The organism is Chitinophaga sp. 01L420 (assembly GCF_056399985.1).
This window is the reverse complement of record NZ_JBFTSK010000025.1, coordinates 186,452-210,199: the sequence shown is the minus strand read 5'-3', so window position 1 is coordinate 210,199 and position 23,748 is coordinate 186,452. Positions and strand designations below refer to the sequence as shown.

Annotated in this window: 27 protein-coding genes; 15 read left to right on the top strand and 12 right to left on the bottom strand. The window is 45.2% G+C overall.

The window, feature by feature from the left end:
- Nucleotides 1-45 precede the first annotated feature (45 nt).
- Genes AC1DP6_RS22485 through AC1DP6_RS22475 form a run of 3 tightly spaced genes read left to right on the top strand, consistent with a single transcriptional unit; the run spans nt 46 to nt 4,692 of the window.
- The gene (locus AC1DP6_RS22485; RefSeq protein WP_477056832.1) at nt 46-1,023 is read left to right on the top strand and encodes a FecR family protein; all 978 of its coding nucleotides are present in this window, start codon (nt 46-48) and stop codon (nt 1,021-1,023) included.
- Nucleotides 974-3,661 (top strand): carboxypeptidase-like regulatory domain-containing protein, encoded by a 2,688-nt coding sequence (locus tag AC1DP6_RS22480; protein ID WP_477056831.1) that lies wholly within the window; start codon nt 974-976, stop codon nt 3,659-3,661. Before AC1DP6_RS22485 ends, AC1DP6_RS22480 begins: the two co-directional genes overlap by 50 nt.
- Nucleotides 3,662-3,663: 2 nt before the next feature.
- Nucleotides 3,664-4,692 carry a DUF4249 family protein gene (locus tag AC1DP6_RS22475; RefSeq protein WP_477056830.1) on the top strand — a complete coding sequence of 343 codons (1,029 nt, stop codon included), beginning with the start codon at nt 3,664-3,666 and terminating at the stop codon, nt 4,690-4,692.
- Nucleotides 4,693-4,714: 22 nt separating this feature from the next.
- On the opposite strand, the gene AC1DP6_RS22470 is transcribed toward AC1DP6_RS22475, so the two are convergent.
- Both AC1DP6_RS22470 and AC1DP6_RS22465 read right to left on the bottom strand, forming a co-directional pair.
- Entirely contained in the window at nt 4,715-6,574 is a 1,860-nt protein-coding gene (locus tag AC1DP6_RS22470; RefSeq protein WP_477056829.1) for a M1 family metallopeptidase, read from the bottom strand.
- A gap of 81 nt (nt 6,575-6,655) precedes the next feature.
- Nucleotides 6,656-7,006, bottom strand: coding sequence for a hypothetical protein (locus AC1DP6_RS22465; RefSeq protein ID WP_477056828.1), 351 nt, complete (start codon nt 7,004-7,006; stop codon nt 6,656-6,658).
- Between the two features lie 250 nt (nt 7,007-7,256).
- Here AC1DP6_RS22465 and AC1DP6_RS22460 point away from each other — a divergent pair, with 250 nt between their 5' ends.
- Nucleotides 7,257-8,342 (top strand): ParM/StbA family protein, encoded by a 1,086-nt coding sequence (locus AC1DP6_RS22460; RefSeq protein WP_477056827.1) that lies wholly within the window; start codon nt 7,257-7,259, stop codon nt 8,340-8,342.
- A gap of 9 nt (nt 8,343-8,351) precedes the next feature.
- Complete coding sequence (locus AC1DP6_RS22455) at nt 8,352-8,816, top strand: bactofilin family protein (protein WP_477056826.1); 465 nt, start codon at nt 8,352-8,354, stop codon at nt 8,814-8,816.
- A 121-nt stretch (nt 8,817-8,937) separates the two neighbouring features.
- Here AC1DP6_RS22455 and AC1DP6_RS22450 read toward each other — a convergent pair whose 3' ends face one another.
- Nucleotides 8,938-9,171, bottom strand: a complete 234-nt coding sequence (locus tag AC1DP6_RS22450; protein WP_133809618.1) for a DUF3820 family protein — start codon at nt 9,169-9,171, stop codon at nt 8,938-8,940.
- Nucleotides 9,172-9,268: 97 nt separating this feature from the next.
- Here AC1DP6_RS22450 and AC1DP6_RS22445 point away from each other — a divergent pair, with 97 nt between their 5' ends.
- Nucleotides 9,269-9,706: a nuclear transport factor 2 family protein gene (locus AC1DP6_RS22445; protein ID WP_477056825.1), complete on the top strand. Its 438-nt coding sequence runs from the start codon at nt 9,269-9,271 to the stop codon at nt 9,704-9,706.
- 4 nt (nt 9,707-9,710) lie between these two features.
- On the opposite strand, the gene AC1DP6_RS22440 is transcribed toward AC1DP6_RS22445, so the two are convergent.
- A complete protein-coding gene (locus AC1DP6_RS22440) occupies nt 9,711-10,355 on the bottom strand; it encodes a DUF4136 domain-containing protein (RefSeq protein WP_477056824.1) in 645 nt (214 codons plus the stop codon).
- Between the two features lie 133 nt (nt 10,356-10,488).
- Between AC1DP6_RS22440 and AC1DP6_RS22435 the strand changes: the two genes are divergently transcribed.
- Together AC1DP6_RS22435 and AC1DP6_RS22430 are read left to right on the top strand one after the other, a co-directional pair.
- Complete coding sequence (locus AC1DP6_RS22435) at nt 10,489-10,911, top strand: response regulator (RefSeq protein WP_477056823.1); 423 nt, start codon at nt 10,489-10,491, stop codon at nt 10,909-10,911.
- 113 nt (nt 10,912-11,024) lie between these two features.
- Nucleotides 11,025-11,354, top strand: coding sequence for a hypothetical protein (locus AC1DP6_RS22430; protein ID WP_477056822.1), 330 nt, complete (start codon nt 11,025-11,027; stop codon nt 11,352-11,354).
- Here AC1DP6_RS22430 and AC1DP6_RS22425 read toward each other — a convergent pair.
- A complete protein-coding gene (locus AC1DP6_RS22425; RefSeq protein ID WP_477056821.1) occupies nt 11,341-12,222 on the bottom strand; it encodes a class I SAM-dependent methyltransferase in 882 nt (293 codons plus the stop codon). The two genes, AC1DP6_RS22430 and AC1DP6_RS22425, sit on opposite strands and share 14 nt — an antisense overlap.
- A gap of 212 nt (nt 12,223-12,434) precedes the next feature.
- Here AC1DP6_RS22425 and AC1DP6_RS22420 point away from each other — a divergent pair, with 212 nt between their 5' ends.
- Both AC1DP6_RS22420 and AC1DP6_RS22415 read left to right on the top strand, forming a co-directional pair.
- Nucleotides 12,435-12,908 (top strand): Lrp/AsnC ligand binding domain-containing protein, encoded by a 474-nt coding sequence (locus tag AC1DP6_RS22420; RefSeq protein ID WP_477056820.1) that lies wholly within the window; start codon nt 12,435-12,437, stop codon nt 12,906-12,908.
- Nucleotides 12,909-13,067: 159 nt separating this feature from the next.
- Nucleotides 13,068-14,180: an alpha/beta hydrolase family protein gene (locus AC1DP6_RS22415; RefSeq protein WP_477056819.1), complete on the top strand. Its 1,113-nt coding sequence runs from the start codon at nt 13,068-13,070 to the stop codon at nt 14,178-14,180.
- Between the two features lie 119 nt (nt 14,181-14,299).
- On the opposite strand, the gene AC1DP6_RS22410 is transcribed toward AC1DP6_RS22415, so the two are convergent.
- Nucleotides 14,300-15,481: a THUMP domain-containing class I SAM-dependent RNA methyltransferase gene (locus tag AC1DP6_RS22410; protein ID WP_477056818.1), complete on the bottom strand. Its 1,182-nt coding sequence runs from the start codon at nt 15,479-15,481 to the stop codon at nt 14,300-14,302.
- Nucleotides 15,482-15,560: 79 nt separating this feature from the next.
- Between AC1DP6_RS22410 and AC1DP6_RS22405 the strand changes: the two genes are divergently transcribed.
- Nucleotides 15,561-16,592: a sialidase family protein gene (locus AC1DP6_RS22405; RefSeq protein ID WP_477056817.1), complete on the top strand. Its 1,032-nt coding sequence runs from the start codon at nt 15,561-15,563 to the stop codon at nt 16,590-16,592.
- A 3-nt stretch (nt 16,593-16,595) separates the two neighbouring features.
- Here AC1DP6_RS22405 and map read toward each other — a convergent pair whose 3' ends face one another.
- The 5 genes from map to AC1DP6_RS22380 all read right to left on the bottom strand — a co-directional run bounded on the left by map (nt 16,596) and on the right by AC1DP6_RS22380 (nt 19,994).
- On the bottom strand, nt 16,596-17,360 hold the full coding sequence (gene map, locus AC1DP6_RS22400) for a type I methionyl aminopeptidase (protein ID WP_477056816.1): 765 nt from the start codon (nt 17,358-17,360) through the stop codon (nt 16,596-16,598).
- 190 nt (nt 17,361-17,550) lie between these two features.
- Entirely contained in the window at nt 17,551-17,982 is a 432-nt protein-coding gene (locus AC1DP6_RS22395) for a preQ(1) synthase (protein ID WP_441574972.1), read from the bottom strand.
- Nucleotides 17,983-18,063: 81 nt separating this feature from the next.
- Nucleotides 18,064-18,594, bottom strand: coding sequence for an RNA 2'-phosphotransferase (locus tag AC1DP6_RS22390; RefSeq protein ID WP_477056815.1), 531 nt, complete (start codon nt 18,592-18,594; stop codon nt 18,064-18,066).
- 1 nt (nt 18,595) lies between these two features.
- Nucleotides 18,596-19,141 carry an NADAR family protein gene (locus AC1DP6_RS22385; protein WP_477056814.1) on the bottom strand — a complete coding sequence of 182 codons (546 nt, stop codon included), beginning with the start codon at nt 19,139-19,141 and terminating at the stop codon, nt 18,596-18,598.
- On the bottom strand, nt 19,131-19,994 hold the full coding sequence (locus AC1DP6_RS22380; RefSeq protein ID WP_477056813.1) for a TIGR02452 family protein: 864 nt from the start codon (nt 19,992-19,994) through the stop codon (nt 19,131-19,133). The genes AC1DP6_RS22385 and AC1DP6_RS22380 overlap by 11 nt, the downstream gene beginning before the upstream one ends.
- 145 nt (nt 19,995-20,139) lie before the next feature.
- Here AC1DP6_RS22380 and AC1DP6_RS22375 point away from each other — a divergent pair, with 145 nt between their 5' ends.
- From AC1DP6_RS22375 to AC1DP6_RS22360, 4 genes are all read left to right on the top strand, one after another.
- Complete coding sequence (locus AC1DP6_RS22375) at nt 20,140-20,430, top strand: M60 family metallopeptidase (RefSeq protein ID WP_477056812.1); 291 nt, start codon at nt 20,140-20,142, stop codon at nt 20,428-20,430.
- Nucleotides 20,431-20,567: 137 nt separating this feature from the next.
- Nucleotides 20,568-20,993: an organic hydroperoxide resistance protein gene (locus AC1DP6_RS22370; RefSeq protein ID WP_477056811.1), complete on the top strand. Its 426-nt coding sequence runs from the start codon at nt 20,568-20,570 to the stop codon at nt 20,991-20,993.
- Nucleotides 20,994-21,004: 11 nt separating this feature from the next.
- Nucleotides 21,005-21,682, top strand: coding sequence for a type 1 glutamine amidotransferase domain-containing protein (locus tag AC1DP6_RS22365; RefSeq protein ID WP_477056810.1), 678 nt, complete (start codon nt 21,005-21,007; stop codon nt 21,680-21,682).
- A 24-nt stretch (nt 21,683-21,706) separates the two neighbouring features.
- Entirely contained in the window at nt 21,707-22,135 is a 429-nt protein-coding gene (locus AC1DP6_RS22360; protein ID WP_477056809.1) for a MarR family winged helix-turn-helix transcriptional regulator, read from the top strand.
- Between the two features lie 27 nt (nt 22,136-22,162).
- Here the strand turns inward: AC1DP6_RS22360 and AC1DP6_RS22355 are convergent, their stop codons facing one another.
- Nucleotides 22,163-23,695, bottom strand: coding sequence for a SulP family inorganic anion transporter (locus tag AC1DP6_RS22355; RefSeq protein WP_477056808.1), 1,533 nt, complete (start codon nt 23,693-23,695; stop codon nt 22,163-22,165).
- Between the last annotated feature and the right edge of the window lie 53 nt (nt 23,696-23,748).

Below are 23,748 nucleotides of genomic sequence, written 5' to 3'. Positions count from 1 at the left end.
GTTGTCACACTAACGAGCGTTATCTAAGTAGAGCACACTGTAACTATGGAGCATTTTGACACCTACCTGCATGAACTTATAGCTAAAAAGCTATCCGGTCAATGTACTGAAGCAGAATCTGCGGCATTACAGCAATGGCTGGATGCCTCCCCTGAAAATAAGGAGGAATACAATATTCTGTCTAAGTTATGGCAGGACACTCCTGCCGCTGTTGGCCCAACACGCCAATACAATACCGCCGCCGCATGGGACAAAACAGCCCAGACGATACAGCCTCCTGCTTCCCGGATAAAATCACTCTATACAAAATATGCCGCAGCCGCGGCTATATTGCTCCTGCTTACTGCAGGCGCCTGGTGGCTGGAGAGCCGCTCTTCTTTGAAAAAACATGAACTGGCCGCCAACGATGGCAAAATAAAGAGTTTTGAACTCCCTGATAAATCTATGGTCACCCTACGCCAGGGTGCGCGGATCAGGTATCTCAATGGCTATCATCATGAACAACGTATTGTAGAACTGGAAGGGGAAGCCTTTTTTGAGATCGCCAACGATCCAGGACACCCTTTCCTGGTGAAAACGCCCAACCAGTCTGTGGTAGAAGTACTGGGAACTTCCTTTACCGTACAAACCGGAAAGGACAGTACTGCCGTTACAGTAGCTTCCGGCAAGGTAAAATTAGGCGTGGAAGGCGATACCGCCGCTGTAATTCTGGGCAGCGGACAAAGAGGTACCTGGGGAAATGGGCAGTTATACGCCCGTAATAACGACAATCTGAACTTTATTGCATGGAAAACCGGGATTTTGCAATTTAATGATGAGTCTCTTCTTGAAATATTGCCACAATTAGCCGACTTTTACGCAAAAGAAATCAGGATTGATGATCAATACCGCGAAACAGCATTGCAGCAGAAAGCTACAATCACGTTCCGGAATCAATCCTGTGATGATGTTTTGCATGAATTACAACTATTGCTTGGGTTTAAATACCATCAAGACGGCGACACCATCGTCATCAGCCAGTAGCCTCTTAAATCGATTTTTATACATATTCAGTATCGTCCTTTTTCTCTCGCCGGTTATTCCACTACAGGCGCAGAACAGGGAGAATGATTTATTACAGGAATCATATATTCCTCCCTCCAGGCAGGGGACCATTCTCTTTTTCATACAACATATACAAAAGTCAACCGGGATCAATATATCCTATAGCTCCAGTTTCCTGCACCTGAATAAAAAGGTGCAACTAACAGGAACAGAACATACAACGGGTGAAGTATTAAGTACCATCTTACAGGGAACCGGCATACAGGCGGCTGCCCTGAATGGAAAAATATTCCTGCTCCGGGAAAACTCCCAGCCCCAGTATTATACTATCAGCGGCTTTGTAAAAGAAATTAATAGTAATGAGCTCATTATCGGGGCATCTGTATATGATCCTATCACCAGGAAAGGTACAGAAACCAATGCCTTCGGCTTTTACAGTCTTCAGGTGCCCGACACCTGCCAGGGCATCGTATTTTCGCATATAGGCTATAAACCGGTTTTCCAGCACCTCCCCCCTCCTGATGAAGGCCAGCTGGACATACATATGGAAGTCCGTAGTATGTTACAAACCGTGGTGGTAAATGGCGAAAAAGAAGCCATGACTTCCCAATCCGGATACATTAATATGCCAGTGACTTACGTATCCAGTTTCCCCTCACTCCTGGGAGAAAAAGATGTATTGAAGTCCCTGCAGTTGTACACAGGTACCAGCAGTTCCCTGGAAAGCAGTAGTAACCTGCTGATCAGAGGTGGTGGAGCTGATCAGAATCTCTACCTGCTGGATGGCGTTCCACTTTATCATACTGGTCACCTTTTTGGCCTCTTTTCTATTTTTAACGGTGATGCGGTAAAAGACGTGTCATTGTATAAAGATGCCTTCCCTGCCCGCTACGGCGGCCGTCTTTCTTCTGTAGTAGATATTCGTACAAAAGACGGTAATATGAAGGAATGGCACGGGAGTCTGACGCTAAGCCCCGTTTCCGGTAATATATTACTGGAAGGTCCGATTGTAAAAGATAAAAGTTCCGTTTCCCTTTCAATACGAAGATCACTGGTAGATGTGTTGTATGGGGCCAGGTATCTGAGCGACTACGGTAAGTATTATCTCTATGATGTAAACTTCAAACTAAACCAGGTTATTGATAATAAAAACAGGCTTTACGTCAGCTTTTATAAGGGGCAGGACAAAATGTTTATCCAAAGCATCCGGCCTATTACGGTGCTGTTTGATGATTACAATTTTGACTGGAGTAATATCACTGCGGCCGTAAAGTGGACCAAGGTAATCAATCCTAAAATATTCACTAACACGATTGCTACCTACAGTCGTTTTTATAATGTATTCACCCAGAATACGATCATTCCCCTTTCCTTTGATGACTCCTCGACAGTAAAGGGTAAAGGCGTTTCCAGGGTCAGAGATATCGCCATCAAAAACGAAACAGAATATAATGTCAGCAACTGGCAACATATTTCTTTCGGCGGCGGTTATACCTACCACAACTTTGCACCCACCGCATATCATAACAATATTTCTGCGGGAGAAGCTACGCAGCGGAAGGCGCCTATTTATTATATGTCCGAGTTCTCTGTTTATGGGGAAGATGAACTCAGCCTGTTGAACGACCGCCTGATAGTCAGGCCGGGACTGCATTTTGGCGCCCTTGCTCAGAAAACTTCGTTTTACACCAGTCTGCAACCACGCCTCATGGTACGCTGGCAGCTACCAAAGTCGCAATACATACAGTTGTCCTTTGCCAAAATGACCCAGTTCGTGCACCAGTTGACCACACCGGTAATCAATCTGCCTACTGATCTGTGGGTGCCCAGTACTGAAAACATTAAACCTGAGCAAGCCTTTTCATACGGCCTCTCCTACCAACGGCTCTGGAACAACACCTGGCGATTTAATGTAAACGTGTATTACAAACAGCTTAAAAATATTGTTACCACCAATACCGTATTGAATATATTCGATAACTCCGATCTATGGGAGAAAAAAGTCATCGCCGGCAATGGTTATAATTATGGCAGTGAGTTACAACTGGAAAAAACACAAGGCAAGCTGACAGGTATTTTTTCTTATACGCTTTCCTGGGCCTGGCGGCAATTTGACCGGCTGAACGGCGGTAAAATGTTTCCTTATAAAGAAGACCGCCGGCATAATCTTTCCCTGGCACTTAAGTACCGGTTCAATCCGAAATGGAATGTTTCTGCTACCTATAAATTCGCCTCTGGAGCGCCATTTACTTTACCTGTACAAATATTCCCTGACTTTGACTGGAGCCGTAATATCAAAGGCTACCTGGATGAGCGCTATTCGCCCTTCTCCACCTATCAGGTCAATTATCTGCCTTATATAGCCAGGTTGAATAATTACCGCTTAAATCCGGTGCATCACCTGGATGTAGGTGCTACACTTAACCTCGGTAATGAAAGACGTTTCAAGCATGTAATTTCGGCGGGAGTGTATAATATCTACAATCGCAGCAACCCGTTTATTGTAAGCTTTGACCAGTTCTCTTTCTTTGAATATGACGAGATATCTTCGTTGCAGTTGTATCAGTACAGTCTATTCAGAGCATTACCTTACCTCAGTTATACTTTCAAATTTTAGTCATGAAATACGGGTTTACATTATTGCCAATTGTGTGTATGATATTGCTGCTGGGATGTGAGCAGGAATTACCGCTTCCCCGTACAAACGGCGCTCCCAGGGCGGTCGTTTACAGTGAGCTGGTTGCCAATGGTATTCCTGAGGTGCGTGTAGGCAAGAGCAAGCCGGTATCCGGCCCTTATCTTGATAATGGATTTCAGCTGGTAGAAAACGCCAATGTTCAGCTGATGGATAAGAACGGAACACTGCTGGAAACCCTCACGTATGTAAATGACTCTTCTAATCCAATGAGCGTTTACCGGGGTAAAACAAAGCTCGATGCAGCCAGAAACTATAAGCTACAGGTAGATGTTCCATCGCTCAAATCCATTACCGCCATGGCTACTATCCCACCTCCATTCCGGGTGGAATTACTGGATACCCTGCGTTCACTCCTGAATGGCCGCCCGGTTCTACGTTTTCATTTTACCGTATATCCGTTACCGGGAGTAAAACAATATATCGTCATGGAGGCGCTGAAACAGAGTGTAGATGTAGATACTACGTTTATGTACCAGGGCGTGAGATACCGCAAAAGCGAACAGGAAGATTTGTACGAGCAGGTGAAAAATTCACCTGGCGCAAATGCCAGGAAAGACAGTTTTTTCCTGAACGACTATCTCCGTATTCCCTGCTATACACAGGATGAAAATGCAGACAATAATCAGGTGGGTGGCCTAAACGAAAACTATAACAGCATCCTGTTTACCCAGGCAGGCAAACCATTAACTACTTACTTCTATATCAATGCTACGGCACTCAGTACCAATCCGGAAGACGCGATTCCTCCTGTAGGACGAGTGCTGGTATATGTAAAATCTGTTTCGAAAGAATATTATGATTTCCTGCTTACTTACGAAAAAGTGAAACGCAATCCGGGGCTGAACAGCCTTATACAGGCTATTCAGCTCAAAAGCAATACTACCGGAGGATTAGGTATTGTAGGAGGCAGCTATCAGAAGCTGTACTATTTATACTACGACAAACTCTAAAGAGGAGCTAAAAGCGTTTCGCTTACCGCACTTCATACACGTTATCTGCTTTATCAATATCTGCTGCCCAGGTACTGCCCAGGGTTACTTTTTTTATTTTTTTGGGAGATGGAAACGCGAGTGATACTGTTTTGTTTCCCTTTTCCCAGCAGGCAATACTCCTGTGTATTTTAGCGGTGCTATTATCATCAAATAACACAGTAATATCTACCGGTACTGGTTTGTTACCCTTGGAAATAATCTCCACTACCCCTTGTTTCCCTTTCTGGGTGACGCTGCGGATACCCAGGTCCGGATAACCATTATCGAAGAACCAGCTTTTCCAGAACCAGTCCATATTTCTTCCTGCGCCGGTATTCATGCAGTAAAAGAAATCATAGGGTTGCGGATGTTTGCCATTCCATTGAGCCATATAATAATGCAAGGCTTTAAGAAAAAGACTGTCGCCCAGCATATCTTTTACATACAGGTATCCCAGGGCTGGCTTGGGATAGGAATTGGTGACATAGGCATCTGTTGTTTGATTGGAAGGCGTCATGATAGGCAGATCAACGGCTTTGCCTGCAACATAATTATAAGGCGCCATGCCATAGTCATCGATGATGTTACTGTCTATACAAGGTGAAATAATCCATTCCCCGATAGTAGCCCAGCCTTCATCCATCCAGGCATAGAGGGTTTCGTTGGTCCCCATATAAAAAGGAAAAATGGTATGAAATATTTCATGGTCGGTGAGTTCAATCGCCTGCGCTTTATCTGCCAGGGGATTATCATTCACCATCATAGGATATTCCATCTGATCCAATCCATCGAACACGGTTTCGTGATGATACGGGAATGGCCATTTCGGAAAGTAGTGGCTTATTTTATCAACGGTGATGCGGGCGTAACGTACCACATCAAAGAAATCAGCATGAGCGGCATTAAAGGCTACGTCAACGCGGGTACGTCTTTTCGTTGCTGCATCTACTTCCACGCTGGTAGCATTCCATAAGTAGTGATTACTGAGCCCTATCGCAAAGTCAGTCACGTTATTAGCTTCGTAACGCCAGGTTTGAGCGCCTTTACTCCGCGAAATATTACCGGCGCGAACATCGTTACTGTCTATCACTGCAATGATATCATTGCTTTTTTCTGCGGCGGCAATGCGTTGTACATATTTATCATTGTATACCTCACTGGTATTCTTCAGATCGCCGGTGGCCCATACCTGGTAGCTGCCGGGAACTGTAATGGCTACACGAAAATCGCTGAAGTCGTTATAGAACTCCTGCGTACCAACGTAGGGGATCATATCCCAGCCGTTGACATCATCGTAAACGGCAATACGTGGAAAGAAGTAAGCGATGAAATAAGCACCGGTATCAACGGCTCCTGTTCTGATATGTGTGTTTTCATTAAGGGTGTAAGAGAAGTCCAGGTCAAAGCGGGCTGTCTGACCAGGATACAACGCCGGTATGCTTAGGGGCATATTAGCTCCCCGGGGGCGAACAGACATTGGTCTGTCTGTACCGTTTACCTTCATATTTTTGATGAGTACCCCATCAGTCAGGTCATCCGGGGCAATGCCCATGCTTCTGATGGCGCCCTTCTGATAGAGATTGGGAAACAGTTTAAAGTTTACCATACTCAGGGTATCGGGACTGTTGTTGACGTAGCTGATTTGTTCTGTACCGGACACAAGATTGGTAGCGGGGTCAAAAGTAACCCGTATATCATACACCCCTTTGTTCTGCCAATATTTACTCCCCGGTGCTCCGGTGTAGGTGCGGGTTTGCTGATCATATGCCTTGCGGATGCTGAGCGGCATATATAATGGGGTCTGGGCGATGCCTTGCTGCGCGACCATCAGCAGCAGCAAAAAAATACAATATTTCCTCATAAACTAATTAAAAGCGGTGGCTTCAAATGTAGGGAATTACCGGGAAAATGCACCGCAGACAAGCGCTTAATATGAATCCGGTCAATATGGAGTGTGAGTGGTATCTGCAGGAACAATGGGCGCTTTTAAAGAATCTGCAACCATGTGAAGACTATCTGCCGGAGTGGCTGTACTATCTTTGCCGGTACCGCCTTTGGAGGGTAAGGGAATAGTGCGTGCATTACTACGGCGTTTGGAGGAATAACTGCTGGCAGCTCCCTGCCTTTGCATATCCTTCATTGTTTTTTTATCAAAGAGATATTTAGGATGCTTTTCCGGTCTTAGTCCCCGGTCAAATTGTGCTTCCGCCCCTACTGCGGGTGCCGTGTATACTTTCTGAGATGAATGACACGCAAAGAGCAATATGATAGCAATCAGTACCAGGTACTTCATGTAAATAAGTATGAGCGTGAGTATAGATAAGGGAAGGGGACAGGTATCTAACGAAAAAAAGGGGATTTTATTTTCCCTTTCCATCGATTAGTTGTTGTTAATTCAAGACCACTGTATTAAATTTAGCGTAAATTCATTGGTTGTCATCCCCTTGTTCTAATATTTTATATCTTTAACCGCTATTTCAATCCCGATGAAAACCCTCCCGCAGGAGAGTCACGGCCACATTCGTTATTTATAACAAAGCACTATGAAAGTATCTACAACCAGCTTCCCAAGCGTTTTTGAGACCGCATTCGGAAACACAGAAAACTCAAGTAAGGACTTGCTCAATGGGTTAAAAATTAAAAAGGATGATACATGGTACCTGGTGGGCAATCTTGCCAGAAGAGGTGGTATCAATCCGGGCAGGGTTACCAATGCGGCGCCCAGTGAAGAAGATTATGAAATACTGTTTAAAGCTGCTTTGTTGAATACTATTGATAAAGTACAACAACCCATCGCGCTGACAGTTGGTTTTCCGTTCTCTACCTATAACATTTACAAAACAGCTGCGGAACAGTTTTTAAGTAAAAGACATTTCCTGATAGACTACGATACACAAACCTACAATACAAAAGGGTCTTTCAAAAAGGCCATGTTTGATATTGAAAAGTATGAAGTCATCCCTGAAATTGTGGGTGGCATCATTGGTTTAAAGAAAACCATCAATGAGCCCCAGCTGGATAACTTCATCGCTATCAGCTTTGGATTCGGTACTATCGAAGGTGGTATGGCTACCGGCGATGGCTTGATTCACCGCACCTGCTTCAGCTCCCATGGTATCCGCTATGCGATTAATAATCTTACCCGTGAGCTGAACCAGAAGCATTACCTGGAAATGAAAAATGAACACCAGGTGGATGACGCCTTTATGAAAGGCTCCATCTTCACTAACCGCAAGCGTATTGACCTGCGGGATATGCGTAAAGGTGTGCTGACCCAATATTACAAAGAGGTGGTATCTCCCCTGATGCGTAGTTACTTTACGGATCTGGATTTTGAAACCTGCGAAAAAATATACCTGATGGGTGGCGGTGCCTACTACCGTGAGCTCACCGATGCTTTTGTAGAAGAGTTCCGTGATTTTATTCCGGTAGAAGTAGCACCTGAGCCAGAAAAACTCATGAGTATCGGCTATCTTTATAACTCATTAAGAATTTCAGATAACAAACCACAGCGGAGTGTAGGTCTGGATCTTGGTAACTCCAGCTCTATTGTTTCTACATTTGACGATCAGGCGCAACATACACCAGGCGCAACACCCAATACTAATCCTAATCCCATCACCCTCTAATTTTTACGTGTGATCAACGTCAGACATATTTTCCGAAATATAATTGTTCCCGGAGCTTTCCGTATCCCTAAAACAGTATCCGTGAATGGCAGCATTGATGCTTCCGTTTCTGGTCGGATAGATGGCAGTGTGCGGGGCGATGTAAAAACCAGTGGTAAGCTGGTAGTGAGTGAAACGGCAAGTATACGCGGCCACATTTATGCTACCGACCTGGTAGTACATGGAAAAGTGTATGGCGATGTTTACATCAGTAATAAAGCCCATATCAGCAATAAAGCCCTGGTAAAGGGCGATGTAAATGCCATGGTGCTTGAAATAGAGGAAGGTGCCGTAGTAGAAGGAGCTATCCGCAAAAATGTGCAGCCGGTACAAAAAACCGAACACGCCACCGAAGCGGAGGAAATAAAAATATCTGCACCAGCAGACGTTGCCGGTCCTCATGAGGAGGAAGAACAGAATACCAGCTGGTTCTAACCTGCCTGCCAACAAAGGAACTTTATTAAAGGATATTAAAAGGGCTGCTTCTTATTAAGAAACAGCCCTTTTACATTTTCAGCTTCGTAGCACCATGCCCGTTATAGGGCTATCATAAGTGTCAGTATCTCTTCTTTTTCAGCGGATCCAGTAACTGGGCCAAACCATTCATTTTAATCACCAGCATTGTTTCCAGGAGCATGCCTAACTTGCCCTGTGGAAAGCCTTTACGCTGGAACCACTCCAGGTAGCTTACAGGAAGGTCGCAAAGGATTACATCTTTATATTTACCAAATGGCATCTTCATCACTACTAACTGTTGCAGCAACTCCGGATCAGGCTGTGACATCTCCATAAAAAAATCAGGATTTATAATTAAGGTACAAATTTAAATTATAAATCTGTTTTCGCGGGCTTCTTCGTATTTTGTAAATGCTCAAAATAAATCCCGCATGAAAAACTACCTGTTTCTGCTACTTGTCATTTCCTTCGCAGGATGTGTGCAACCCGGTGGTAAAATCAGTCTTGCCAACGCCAATACCGTAGTAGTAAAAGAACTCTTTGAGGCATTTAATGCACACGACTGGCCCCGGCTGGCCCGCTGTTACAAGGATACCGCTACCTTCCTGGATCCTTCTTTAGGCCAGGAACCCGTGCAACATACCCGCGCTCAGACGATCAAAAAATACCAGGAACTACAGCAAATGTTTCCGGACGTTCATGATGAAGTCGTGAATATGTATGGCGATAAAAATCATATCACCGTTGAATTTGTATCATCCGGTACCGGCCCTGATGGCAAAAAATGGCATCTCCCTATATGTACTGTCTTTACGGTAGATGATGGTAAAATAGTAACCGACAATACCTACTACGACAACAGCCACTAATTAATTATTTCTTTAGTAACCCTGCATTGTCTAAGGCGGTAGATACCTGTACCGCAAAGGATTTGGCAAAAGATTCCAGGCTATTGGGATTATAGGTTTCCGACTGCCCGGACCATACCAGTTTGCCGTCCTGTGATAAATCATACAGGTTACTTTCCAGGAAATATGTTTTATCTGTGGTGTAATAACCAGGAGAGTAAACGGATCCATACATATATCCGTAATATCCCCAGAAGCGGCCATACCAGCCATAGGCAGGATAAGGCGCATAGGACATGGTGCCAGGCACATATCTCGACTGTGATTCCTTGTTCACTACAGAAACGGTCAATACGGAAGTATACCCGGCCGCTTTCATTTTTTCTGCGGCGGCGGTTTTATCGCCATCGCTTTCAGGATTGAATTTGGGTGGAAAAATATCCATACTGCGGCCGGCTGATACGCCGCGCTTTTGCAGGGCTCCGGTCATTTTAGCTTCTACCATTTGTTGAGCGCCTACATTAGACGTAAGTGCTGCCACCAGCATATTATGATATCCCCCCGCCGGCGCTTCCGGTGCTTTCCAGGTGCCCGTCATATGCACCGTTGTGCCACATGCCCCCAATAATAATATAGCGCCAAATAGCGCTGCAGTGATGATTGCTTTCATAGAATTTGTTTTATCGGAACCTACCCGGTTGTTCCAGAACAACAAGCCTGCGCGGCAAAAGGTTTAACTACGGCTACTTATAACCTTCTCAGCCATATGACAGGAATAAAGCGTACATTAGTAGTCTTCCATCATGATACATATGGCCCCTAACAATAACCGGGATATAACGACCCTGTTGCTTGTGGATGACGATCCGGACGATCAGGAATTTTTCAAGCTCGCCCTTCATGCTGTAAGGGAGAAGATATCCTTTGCGGCGGCGGGTAACGGACAGGATGCATTGGATCAGCTCACAGCAGAGATCTGCACACCTGATCTCATATTCCTGGATATGAATATGCCTTTAATGAATGGGCTCACCTTTTTGCAGAAAATAAAGGCCTCTGCTACCCTCAAACACATTCCTGTTATCATTTATTCTACCAGTGACGAACCCCATGAAATAAATATGGCCAGGTCTATGGGCGCTATTGATTTCGTTACCAAACCTACTAAGTTTGCGGAGCTTTGCCAGCTGCTGCACGAAAAGCTGGCTTTACATGCAAATGCCTGAGTATAATTTTTACCGGAAATTATCCCGCGTTTACCGGAAAATGAGGGCTGTCCGCCCCCCGGCTATTTCTCCCCTCTTTTGCCCCCTCTACATTTGTATAAAATACCATACAGATGTTCACGGCTTTCCTTTCACTGACTTCCATTTACCTCACCATACTGCATATGATTTATCATTATGCTACCAGCAGGACTACCCTCTTTCCTTTTAACCATGCCAGCCATTCCGCCCTGCAGGAGCGATTCGGAGAACTGGTAGTTTCATTTCTGTTGCTCTTTCTGCCACTGCCATCCGTACTGCTGCACAGTCGCTTATGGCCAGCCCTTACCACCTTCTTAACCGGTCTTTCCGCTGCAGAAGAATGGCGTACCTGGCAGGAACTGTATGTATCAAATCCAGAGAAAGCGTGGAGAAAGACAGCGCAGTTAACTATTCGTCCTTAGCAGCCATGCGACGGGCATAAGCCACCCTATAAAACTCATACCCCTGCTCCCCCCGTTCCGGTAAATACCGCTCCCTATATTCCGCAGCTCCCAGATCTTCTTCCAGTTTAAAATCGAAAGATTCCAGGTAAGCCGGCAGGGCTGCCGGATCAAAACCAAACGTCCATTGCTCTTCCAGGCCGGCTACATCCTGCAACAATTTCTTGCCCCCATAAAAGGCCGCTGGTGCATCCAGTATCTGCTGATGCACATAGGTAAAAATTACGGCTGAACCGGGCGCAAAACGCTGCAAAAAAGCAAAGGTGCTGTCTATCGCTTCTTTATTGAGGTAGTTCGTTACCCCTTCCCAGATGATGGCGGTGGGCAACGTAAAATCAAAGTTGTTTAATGCTCCCAGCTGATCCAGGCTTTGCTTGTTGAAATCTATCTGGTAATAAAATACCCTGGCCGGGATTTTATGTGCGCGCAGTTTAGCCAGCTTATAAGCAGCAGTATTGGGATGATCAATCTCTACTACCTTAACATGTTGCAGGAATGGCAGGCGTAATCCGCGGGTATCAAAACCAGCCCCCAGGATAAATACCTGTTGTGCTCCATCCGTCACCGCCCGCTGCAGCAGGTCATCAATATATTTCGTACGTGCGATACCGGAAGATAATGCTCCGGGGATCTTTCTCCTGATAATGCTTTCTGCAATGGCTCTCCAGCCTGGAATCCGGCATAACCAAACCCCTGTTCTCAGACCTCCGTCCAGAAACCAGGCGGCAAATGGGTCTGTAAAAAGTCGTTGGTCTTTGGGGCGGGTAGTTTCTAATGCCCTGAACAAGGCCATGTATTGGGCTGTTCTACTCGTCACATTAGCTTTCATGGATTATAATTTACAAGGGATAATAGTATCTGGTCATCAATTTAGTTAAAAAATATGATTACTTATATTCCTCATAAGACCAACACCTGGCTGTATAAAGGGGAGTTGTCTCTCCCGGGCCCAAAAGAAAAAATGATCCCAAACAGATCAATTTTGCGATTATTTCAAAAAAATACCTATTTTTAGAAAATATTCTAAATTGCGTTGCGAAAATGAGCCACTCATTAAATATTGACAAATTAGACCTACAAATCATCTCGGAAATGTCAACCGATGCCGGGATCTCTTATGCGGAATTAGGAAAAAAGCTGTTCGTTTCCGGCGGTACTATTCATGTCCGTATCAAAAAACTGCATGAAATGGGCGTCATCAAGGGCACCCGTTTACAGGTAAATCTGYGTGCCATCGGATACGATGTGCTGGCCTTCATCGGCATTTACCTGGAGAAGAGTTCTCTGTATGAAAACGTAGCAAAACAATTATTAAAGATCCCGCAGATTGTCCGGTTAAACTATACTACCGGCTCCTACAGTATGTTTGCGGAAATCATTTGTAAAGACAGCGGAGAGCTACGTAAAATTCTGCAGGACGACCTGCAGCACATCAAAGGCATAGAACGCACAGAAACGATCATTTCGCTGGAAGAAAGTTTTTCCAGGCCGATAAATGTGAGTGAAGTTATATAAAACGGAATTCCTTGTTTACAGCGCTGCTCCTTATAGCAGCGCTTTTTTATTGCCGTACATCAAGATAAGTAATCCCATCAATGAAAAGTTAAAGTAGTAAGCGTATCAATCTTTACCTAAAATTTAGTGCTAGCTTCCGGCTAAATAACTTACTACCATATGAAGCACTACCTACTTCCTGTAGCAGTACTATTTTTTTTCTCCTGCAAACCGGTACCACCAAAGTCTTACTACACGGGACTTTACAGCATCAAGGCTTACGATAGCACCCGTTCATTTGATAAAAAATTACGGCCGGTAAAAATTGATCTTTTTTATCCGGCAGCTAAAATATCCGGTACCGTTCCGCTTAGTTATGGTGACATCCTGGATATGGCAGCACTGCGACTGGATTATAGTTTACCTAAAGACAGCTGCCACCTGGAAAGCCAGCAAATTGCAGATGCGATTACCCAGGAATTCAAGCTGGACAGTGCTAGCCGCGTATTTCGTTATAATACAGAGATATACCCGGCACCACTACCGGTCAGGGATAAACGAAAGTATCCGGTGATCATTTATGCTGCCGGCATGAATGGCAGTAGCTATGAAAACATCAGTTTGTTTCATCAGCTGGTGCAGCAGGGTTACATCGTAGCCGCTATCAGTTCCGTTGGACTTTATCCTGGCTATATGAGCGCGGCTGTTGACCTGGAAGAACAGGTAAAAGATATCCTGTTTACCCGGCAGCAACTATCGCAGCTACCGCTGGCTGATACCTCCCGCATAGGTTTGCTCAGCTGGAGTATGGGAGGCAGTGCCATCACCAAAGCGGCGATGCAGTCTGCTGATTTCAAATGCCTGTTATCTTTTGATGGCACAGAAATACACCACTACGGCGAAGATGCGGAATGGGACAAGATGTACAACGAGATGACGCGTGTCCCCTCTGTACGTCCTGAAAAAATTAAAGTTCCCTATTGTTACCTGAGTGGAGCCCATCCACCTAAAGTAGATTCTATCTATGATATACAACAACACAGCGCTGCCTCTCCTAAATATTTTATGCAATTTAAACAAGCAAGGCATGAGGACTTCTCTTCCATGATTAGCATTGCGGAGCAGGTGCAGCCTACGTTGGGAGATGTTCATAAAAAAAGGCAACAGGTAATCCGGAACATTACCGGTATGTTTTTCGATAAATACCTAAAAGGCAATACACAGTTACATTTTGGTAAACATATCGACTCTCTGATCAGCAGTTACCCGGCGGAATATAGTAAGGGATACTAACCAGCATATTACCACGCTGTACTTAGTTGTATTGACATGGTGGGTCTGGATCTATGCGCGGAAGGTCCGCGCTGAAAAAAAAAACGCTTCAGGCGGGAAATAGCCTGAAGCGTTGCTCTTTATTCTGCGGCCAGTTTCCTGACATCGCGGGTACCGGCATACAGTTCGTATTCCAGCAGACGACAGTCGATGGTACTGTTATAGAATTCTATTCTGCGTTTTGCTTTCAGTCCTATTTTCTTGGCCAGTTCGAGGTTACCGGTAAAAACGTAGCCATGATAGCCWCCACATTTCTGCTTCATGAAATCGCCGATGCGGCCATACGTTTCTTCCAGGTCTTCAATTTCCCCGAGGCGCAAGCCATATTCAGGGTTCATATATACTACGCCGGCAGCGCCWTCCGGCACTTCTGTGCTGGCGAAGTCGCATACGCGGAACTCAATCATATCTTCCACACCGGCGGCTTTCGCATTTTTGCGGGCATTGACGATGGCCATGTCACTCAGATCCGTAGCAATGATGCGCAGCTCCGGTACTTCCACGATCTGTTTTTCCAGCAAGCCTCTTTCGGCCAGGTAGATGGCCTCATCGAAACCCTGCRGGTGCATGAACGCATAGTTTTCACGGAAAAGTCCGGGACGGCTGTTGGTAGCGATCAGCGCAGCTTCAATAGCTACGGTGCCGGAACCACACATGGGATTAACGAAAGGTGACTTACGATCCCATTTGCTAGCCAGGATGGTGGAGGCAGCCAGCGCTTCCAGCATAGGGGCGCGGCCAGGTATTTTACGATAACCATGGCGGGCCAGAGAATCACCGGTGGTGTCTACAAATATTTCTGCATTTTCATTTTTCCAGAACAGGTGAATAACGGCGCCGGTCAGTTCCGCACCGGTAGATGGACGTTTACCGGTTTTTTCCCGCATACGGTCTACTACAGCATCTTTCACGCGCAGGTTGGCGAACATGCCGTTATTGATAGATTCATTCTGCACATTGCTGGTAATAGAGAAATACCCGTTTTCCGGAAGCACTGTTTCCCATGGATAGGTATGCAGGTGACTGTATATTTCATCTGCATCCAGCGCCTCGAATTGTTTCAGGCTGTATAATACCTGGCTGGCGCAGCGCAGGTTCAAATTAAGGCGGATACATTCATTGAGGGAAGCATTCAACCGTACACCGGTCACGAATGTTTCTTCCACAGTAAATCCCAGATCTTTCACTTCCTGCTCCAGGAAGGGTGTCAGGCGTTTGTTACAGGTGATGGTAACGGTTCCCTTTGTTGTATATAATGACATAAGGCGGCAAATTTACCAATCTTTATGATAATCCCCTTGCATTCCTTAATTTAACCAACTCATTTATATCCCTGCACATATGCGATATTATATTTCTCTGTTATGGATGATGATCATTTATCTGCCACTGCAAGCCCAGGTAAAGGCGACGCTGGTACGTAATACCCTCATCATGCCAGTACCCGTAACACGCTCCAGTCATGCTTCTACTATCACCGCCCTCCCGGATGGCCAGTTAATGAGTGCCTGGTTTGGTGGTCGGGAAGAAGGTAGTAAAGATGTGGTGATATGGGCTTCTCTCTATAAAAAAAACAAATGGCAGGCACCGGTGAAGCTGGCGGATGGCATTATAAACGATACGCTTCGCTATCCCTGCTGGAACCCCGTATTGTTCCGTACCAGGGCTGGCCTGCTCTGCCTGTTTTATAAGGTAGGTCCAAATCCACGGGAGTGGTGGGGCATGGCGCGATACAGCCGTGACAACGGCATTAGCTGGTCATCTCCCGAAAAACTGCCGGACGGCATACTGGGACCTATTAAAAACAAATGTATTCAGTTGCCCGATGGACGCCTGTTGCATCCTTCCAGTACAGAAAGCGTAAAAGGCAATGTATGGATATCACATATGGAAATCAGTGACAGCACGGGGCATCAGTGGCAAAAAATAAACATTCCCTGCGATACTTTCGGCGTGATACAACCCACCATCATTACTCTTGCCGGGGGCAGGTTACAGGCGCTTTTCAGAAGCAGGCAGGACGTGATTGCCAGCAGCTGGTCTAACGATAACGGCTCTACGTGGACGCCGGTGACCGGTTTGTCTTTATTAAACCCCAACTCCGGTATTGATGCCGTTACCCGGCCGGATGGCTTACAGGTGCTGGTATACAATCCGGCGCCCAGTGGGAAAGACTGGTCCAATGGCCGCAATGAGCTGCGGATGGCTGTCTCAAACGACGGGATGCGATGGCGGGATGTATATGTGCTGGAAAAACATAAAGGCGGCGAGTATAGCTATCCTGCTATCATCGCCGCCACAAATGATTTGGTGCATATTACCTATACGGATGACCGGAAGAATATCCGTTCAGTTACGTTGCAACTGAAATAAAGATCAGTTCCATATTTCGTTGGCTGCAGTCAGTATCACAGGTGCCTGGTCGGTGACTACAATGGTATGTTCATGCTGGGCTACAAAACCGCCTTTATTCCCCACAAGCGTCCAGCCATCATTTGACTGGTTAGCAAAGGAAGAGGTGGTAGATATAAAGGTTTCTATGGCCACTACGGAATTCTTTTTAAAGCGGGTTTTGTTGAAACGTACATAGCAATTGAGAATATCATCCGGCGCCTCATGTAAACTTCTACCCACGCCATGCCCCGCCAGGTTGCGGATAACCGTATAACCTGATTTGCGTGCTTCGGTTTCAATGAGTTTGCCTATATCTGCCACGCGGGTACCACCTTTGATATGCTGAATCGCTTTGTACAAAATAGTTTTGGAAGCATCTACCAGGGCCTGGTGCTGATGGATATCCTGTCCGAGAACAAAGGAGCCGCCGTTATCCGACCAGTAGCCATCCAGTTCTGCAGATACATCGATGTTCACAAGGTCGCCTTCCTGCAGGATTTTTTTCTCAGAAGGGATGCCGTGAGCAATTTCATTATTCACGCTGATACAAGTCCAGCCCGGAAAGCCATAAGTCAGCTTAGGCGCTGATTTAGCCCCTAATTTATTTAAGATCTCCCCACCAAATTCATCCACCTCTCTGGCTGTCATGCCTGGTTTAGCATAATGCCTCATTTCTTTCAGCGTGATAGCTACTGCTTCGCTCACCCTTTTCATGCCAGCGAGTTCTGCTTCTGTAGTTATTGACATATTTTTTTCTTTAAAAGTAGCGAAAAATAGCTTTTAGCAGTTAGCTTTTAGCTTTTAGATTACCRTTTGTTAGTCTTCTCTGTATTTACCAACATATGATAATCTAAAAGCTAAAAGCTAACTGCTAAAAGCTATTTACTAACATATGATAATCTAAAAGCTAATAGCTAAAAGCTTACAGCTTACCAGCTTACATCAGTATTCCCCATTCATCATCACGTTCCGGGTAATCTTTAAAGCGTTCGTCACCGCCTCTGTCTTTCCAGTCGGAATCAATCACCAGTTTGGAGCTGATACCTCCTCTGGGATTACAGATCAGCGTAATCCGCAAGCGATCTGCCTCATATACTTCCATCATATGATCATAGATGATATTAATGAGACGCTCGTAGGATACAATGATATCACGCAGGTGATATACATATAGCTTAAGCGATTTCAGTTCTATGATCCTGCCTTTTGGATAGAAGGTGATGTACAATTTGGCAAAATCCGGCTGTTCGTGCATACCCAGAAAAGTAAACTCCGGCACCTTTATCTTCATCTCATACTTTTCCTTTGAGGGGTTGGGTAGTCCTTTCAGGATTGTTTTATCAATTTGTTGGTAGAGCTTTTTAGTCATAATTGATTTGTGATTGATAGGTGGCGGCAAAAGTAATATCTCTCTGACTCAATTGCCGTTACAATCTACACAAGATAAGATTTATTGAATATATTTTGGAGGTACCTCATCTGTCAGCCAAACCCCGTTGACGGACAAATAAAACGGAATACCATCCCGATGCATTTGTCCGCTGAGGATCGTGAGTATTTTGGCTGCTCCTCTCCTGTTGCCTACACTTGTTGCGGTGTCCAGGTTTTCGGAGAGATGCACATGATGCCGGTTCATCTTTTGCAGACCACGGGTCCTGATTTCCTGCATAAATTTAGGAACGGTGCCGTGATATAAAAATTCCGGCGGTGTGGCCATCGGCAGGTCCAGTGTTACTTCCAGGGAATGTCCCTGGTTGGCTCTTATCCGTGTTTTATCTTCATTAAATGAAAATCGTTGCTTATCATTTTCTGCCACCACTGTTTCCAGTTCCGCAAAAGTAAAGCGTTGTCCATGTGCCTGACATTGTTTAATCAAGGTGGCTACATCTGCCCAGCCATGGGCGTCCAGCGTCAGCTGTATTTTTTCCGGGCTATGCCGGAGAATAAGACTCAGAAATTTACTGATCGATTTAATGTTCATGTTATTTAAGTTGATCCCTTACTACCATGAGTGCATAACCCAGGAGGTTATGTCCACGCCATTTTAGGGGATTTTCCACGTGTTCGTTACCGGCAGCCATGCCTATACCCCATATACGGTCCATAGGACTGGCTTCCACCAGTATGCGATCCTGTGTGTTTATTAAAAAAGTTTTCAATGCCGGATGTTGTAAAAATTTATGATAATTACCGGTTACTACCAGGTCAAATTTATGTGCATCCCAGGTAGCGGCATCAAAATTTTTCACTTGCCGGCCCAGCTTCTTGGCCTGATCGGGAGAACCGGCCTGCAGCACTTTTTCCAGGATATCCTGATCTCCGAAAAGTTGCGCTTTACCGGCCATCATCCAGTGTTCAGCAGTTTTGTAGGTGAGGTCGTTTACTTTAAAAGCAGCCGGCCACCACTGACTGAAACAGCTCTGAGTCACACTTCCATCGGCTGCTGCACGATGGCCCCAGAAAAACAGGAATTTTATTTTTTCTTTGGCTTCATACTTAGTGATCAGCCATTCGTTATTATATTTCACTGTATTGAAATTTATTGTTGAAGGCATGCCGGTTTTGTGCTTTCGCTGAAGCATCATACACGGCGAATACCACGTTAGCAAATGCGTTTTTAAAGACTTCATTCTCCTGAAGGTGATGCGCAAACCATTGGGCTACTTCTTCGGCGCTATTCCGGAAAACGCCGCAGCCCCAGGCGCCCAGGATCAGGGTCGTTTGTTTTTGTGCTACAGCTACAGAGAGCAACTTCTCTATTCTGCCAAGCATTACTGTTGCAATTTCGTTTAACCGTTCAGGTTCGTTATTCCTGATAGCGCCTGCATTCGCCGCTGGTGCGGTGATCACAGATACACAATAAGGCTGATCCAGCAAGGCATCCTGATCATCCCGGAAAACGGGCACCAACGGGGAATAGATCATATTATCTGTATACAAACAGGTATGATAAGCACGGTTGATATCATACATGGCCTGTTTGGATTTCAGACAGGCGTATAATCCGCTGGCTCTTGAGAGTGCTTCTTCCTGGGCTTGTGCGCCTCCCAGAAAACCGCCACCGGGATTTTTCGCCGAGGCAAAGTTCAGACAGCAAACATCAGTAATTCCTTCTTCCACAATCAGGCGGTGTGTGGCTGCAAACGTAGTCTCAGCGGTCACCGTGATGTTGGTATTATATGGCGTAGCGGCTTTCAGCTGCTGATCTCTCTGTGCAAATACAGTGGGAAAGTCTTCCGGGCGATAATGGATCGTGTTAGTGATCGCCTCCTGTAATGCAGCACTGATATCTACTGATTCATTGCTGCTGTTCTGATAGCAACCCGCCTCCATTATATTCAGGGTGTTGTATGCAATCTCTATTCGTTTATTTCTGTTCATGTCGATTCTGTTTACATCAGGGTATCGGGAATTTCCGGCGGGGTTAACCATTCCATCTTGCCTGATAGGGTTCAATACTTGTTTACGTCAATATGACGCAAAGTAAAGAAATAATTATTTATCTGCCATATTTTTTTTCCGGGAGATGTGGATGCAGAATATCGATTGGGTATTTGGCGGTACCACGGACGTAAGCTGCAACTTCTTTTCCCTGTACATGTCCGACCGGCTGGTAGGTGAACGTAATGGTGCTCACCCGGGTGTTTCCAATCAAAATACGGAACTGATGATGCGCAAGTATTTCAGTAAAGGTGCCAACTATGAGACATGGCAACAGGATCCATTCCTGGAACTGATCATGTTCCGGCAGTTACAGGAGGCCTTTGACTGGGAGTCGTTCAAAACAGGCTTCCGCCGATACCATGAGCTGGCCTGAGGATGTGTCGCTATATTATATTAAAGACCATTGGTAAACACTGATGGTCTTTTTCTTGTTAACAACAAGAGACTCAAAAATAAATTTGGTATTCAATTGTACACAATCTAATTTTGCACAATAAATATAAATACCTCATGGCTACAATTGAAAAATTATACACGGCACAGGCCACCGCAACAGGCGGTAGAAACGGACATGTTAAATCTTCAGACGGCGTATTAGACCTCGATGTAAGAATGCCAAAGGAATTAGGCGGCAGTGGCGGCGCTTACAGCAACCCGGAACAACTTTTCGCCGCAGGTTATGCTGCTTGTTTCGACAGCGCTCTTAACCTGGTGATCAGAACACAAAAAGTAACCACCGGTACCACTACTGTTATTGCCAACGTTAGTTTGGGTAAGAACGATAACGGTGGCTTTGGATTAGCGGTAAAATTACAGGTAGCAATACCAGGTGTAGACCCGGAGACAGGAAAAGAACTGATTGAAAAAGCACACCAGGTATGTCCTTATTCCAATGCTACCCGCGGCAATATAGAAGTTGAGTTAGCACTGATTTAAACCTTCATCACATGCAAGTATTGATTGTACTGACATCGCACAGCGAGCTTGGCAATACCGGTCACAAAACCGGGTTCTGGGTAGAAGAATTTGCCGCACCCTATTATGTGCTGGCAGATGCAGGCGCAGAAGTAACGCTGGCCTCCCCTAAAGGCGGACAGCCACCCATTGATCCGAAAAGTGAGCTGGCTGAATTTCAGACGGCAGCCACCAATCGTTTTAAACAGGATGAAGCCCTGCAGAAAAAGTTAGCACATACCGTGAAACTGAATGAAGTAAATGCGGAAGACTATGATGCGGTGTTTTACCCGGGTGGGCATGGCCCCCTGTGGGACTTAGCCGGTGATCCCAATTCCATAGCGCTCATTGAGGCATTTTATAAACAGCATAAACCGGTGGCATTTGTTTGTCATGCACCGGCAGCACTGGTGAAAGTAAAAGGGCCCGATGGTGAACCACTGGTAAAAGGTAAAGAAGTAACTGGCTTTAGTAATACAGAAGAAGAGGCGGTGCAACTCACCAACGTAGTACCGTTCCTGTTAGAAGATGAATTGAAGAAGCTGGGCGGCATTTACAGCAAGGGCAACGACTGGCATCCTTATGCTTTAAAGGACGGCTTGCTGATCACAGGCCAGAACCCTGCTTCCTCTTCAGAAGTTGCAAAAATATTAATCGAAACATTAGCTTAGTTTTGGGTTGTTAAATTATCGATATTGAAACAACTGAAATTATCAAATCAACTCTGCTTTTCGTTATACGCATTATCAAGGTTGGTAACATCACATTACCAGCCTTTTTTAAATGCGATAGACCTCACCTACCCGCAGTATCTCGTGATGCTGTCGCTATGGGAGCATGAGCTGCTGTCCGTAAAAACACTGGGCAAACTGTTGATGCTGGATTCCGGCACCTTAACCCCCTTGTTAAAAAGACTGGAAAGTAAAAAGTTAATTAAACGCGTGCGCAGCAAAGAAGATGAGCGCATTGTAAATATTCACTTAACAGAAACCGGCGCACAACTGAAAAGGCAGGCAGCAGATATTCCGGAGAAAATCAGTTGCAGCATGGGTTTTACTACGAAAGAATATGATACCCTGAAGCCGATGATTAATGAGATATTGAAGAGAAACGAAGAGGAATAAATTTCTTATTTAAAATTGCCCGGATGTCTATTTAGCTGCTACAAAATATCCCGGGTCTTCCATAATATTTACTTCTATTACTGCGGCTGCATCCTTTAGTAATTGCCGGCAGTCTGCACTCAAATGGCGCAGGTGCAGCTTTTTATCTACCTGTTTATACCGCTCTGTTAATTTATTCAACGCATCAATGCCACTCATATCTGCGATGCGACTGTCTTTAAAGTCAATAATCACTATCTCCGGATCATCGACTACATCAAATTTTTCTCTGAAAGCCGCCACTGATCCGAAAAACAACGGTCCATATATCTCATAATGTTTCACACCGTCTTTATCTGTATACTTACGTGCTCGGATACGTTTGGCACTTTCCCATGCAAATACCAGCGCAGAAATAATGACTCCAATCAGTACTGCCAGCGCCAGGTTATGCAACCATACGGTAACAACAGCGACCAATACTCCCACAAAAATATCGGCCTTCGGCATTTTGTTAATGATACGAAAACTGGCCCATTCAAAAGTAGAGATAGCCACCATCAACATCACTCCCACCAAAGCTGCCATAGGCAAACGTTCTATTACAGGCGCCCCAAAAAGCACCACCGACAGAATAGTCAGTGCTGCCACAATACCAGACAAGCGTAATTTTGCCCCGGCAGAAAGATTCACAAAAGTTTGTGCAATCATAGCACAGCCACCCATGCCGAAAAAAACACCATTAAGCATATTAGCACTGCCTTGTGCCACCGCCTCCCGGTTGCCATTTCCTTTGGTGCCGGTCATTTCATCAACCAGGTTTAATGTAAGCAGACTCTCTGTAAGCCCCACCCCTGCCATAATTAACGCATAAGGAAAAATTATCTGCAATGTGCTGAACGAAAAAGGCACCTGTGGCAGATGAAAAGGTGGAAGTCCACCACTTATGGCAGCAATATCTTTTACCGTGCGGGTAGAAATACCAAGCGCCATTACAATGGCAAAAACAACCATAATAGCTACCAGCGAGGCGGGGATTTTTTTTGTTATTTTCGGAAAGAAGATGACAATAGCAATGGTGACTGCGACCAATGAAATCATGGTCCATAGCGGATTTCCACTCAACCACACGAGTTCTCCGTTTACCAGCGTTTTAAACTGCCGGAACTGCGACATAAATATAATTACCGCCAATCCATTCACAAATCCATACATCACCGGCTGTGGCACCAGCCTGATAAATTTTCCCAGTTTAAATAATCCTACCAACACCTGAAATACACCAGCCAGCAATACTGCTGCAAATACATAATCCAGACCATGCGATTGCATCAGTGCAATTAATACCACCGCCGTAGCACCTGCACCACCAGATACCATTCCCGGACGACCACCGAAAACAGCCGTAATCAGTCCCATGATAAAGGCAGCATATAACCCTACCAAAGGCGGGAATCCTGCGAGAATAGCAAACGACAATGACTCCGGTATCATGGTCATGGCCACGGTTAATCCTGCCAGCACTTCTACTTTATAATCGGGGCGCTTCGAAAAATCAAACAGACCTAAATGAGGATTCATCAAAAAAATTTAGTGCGACAAAAGTAGCAATTCCGCGTTAGCTTTCAGTAACT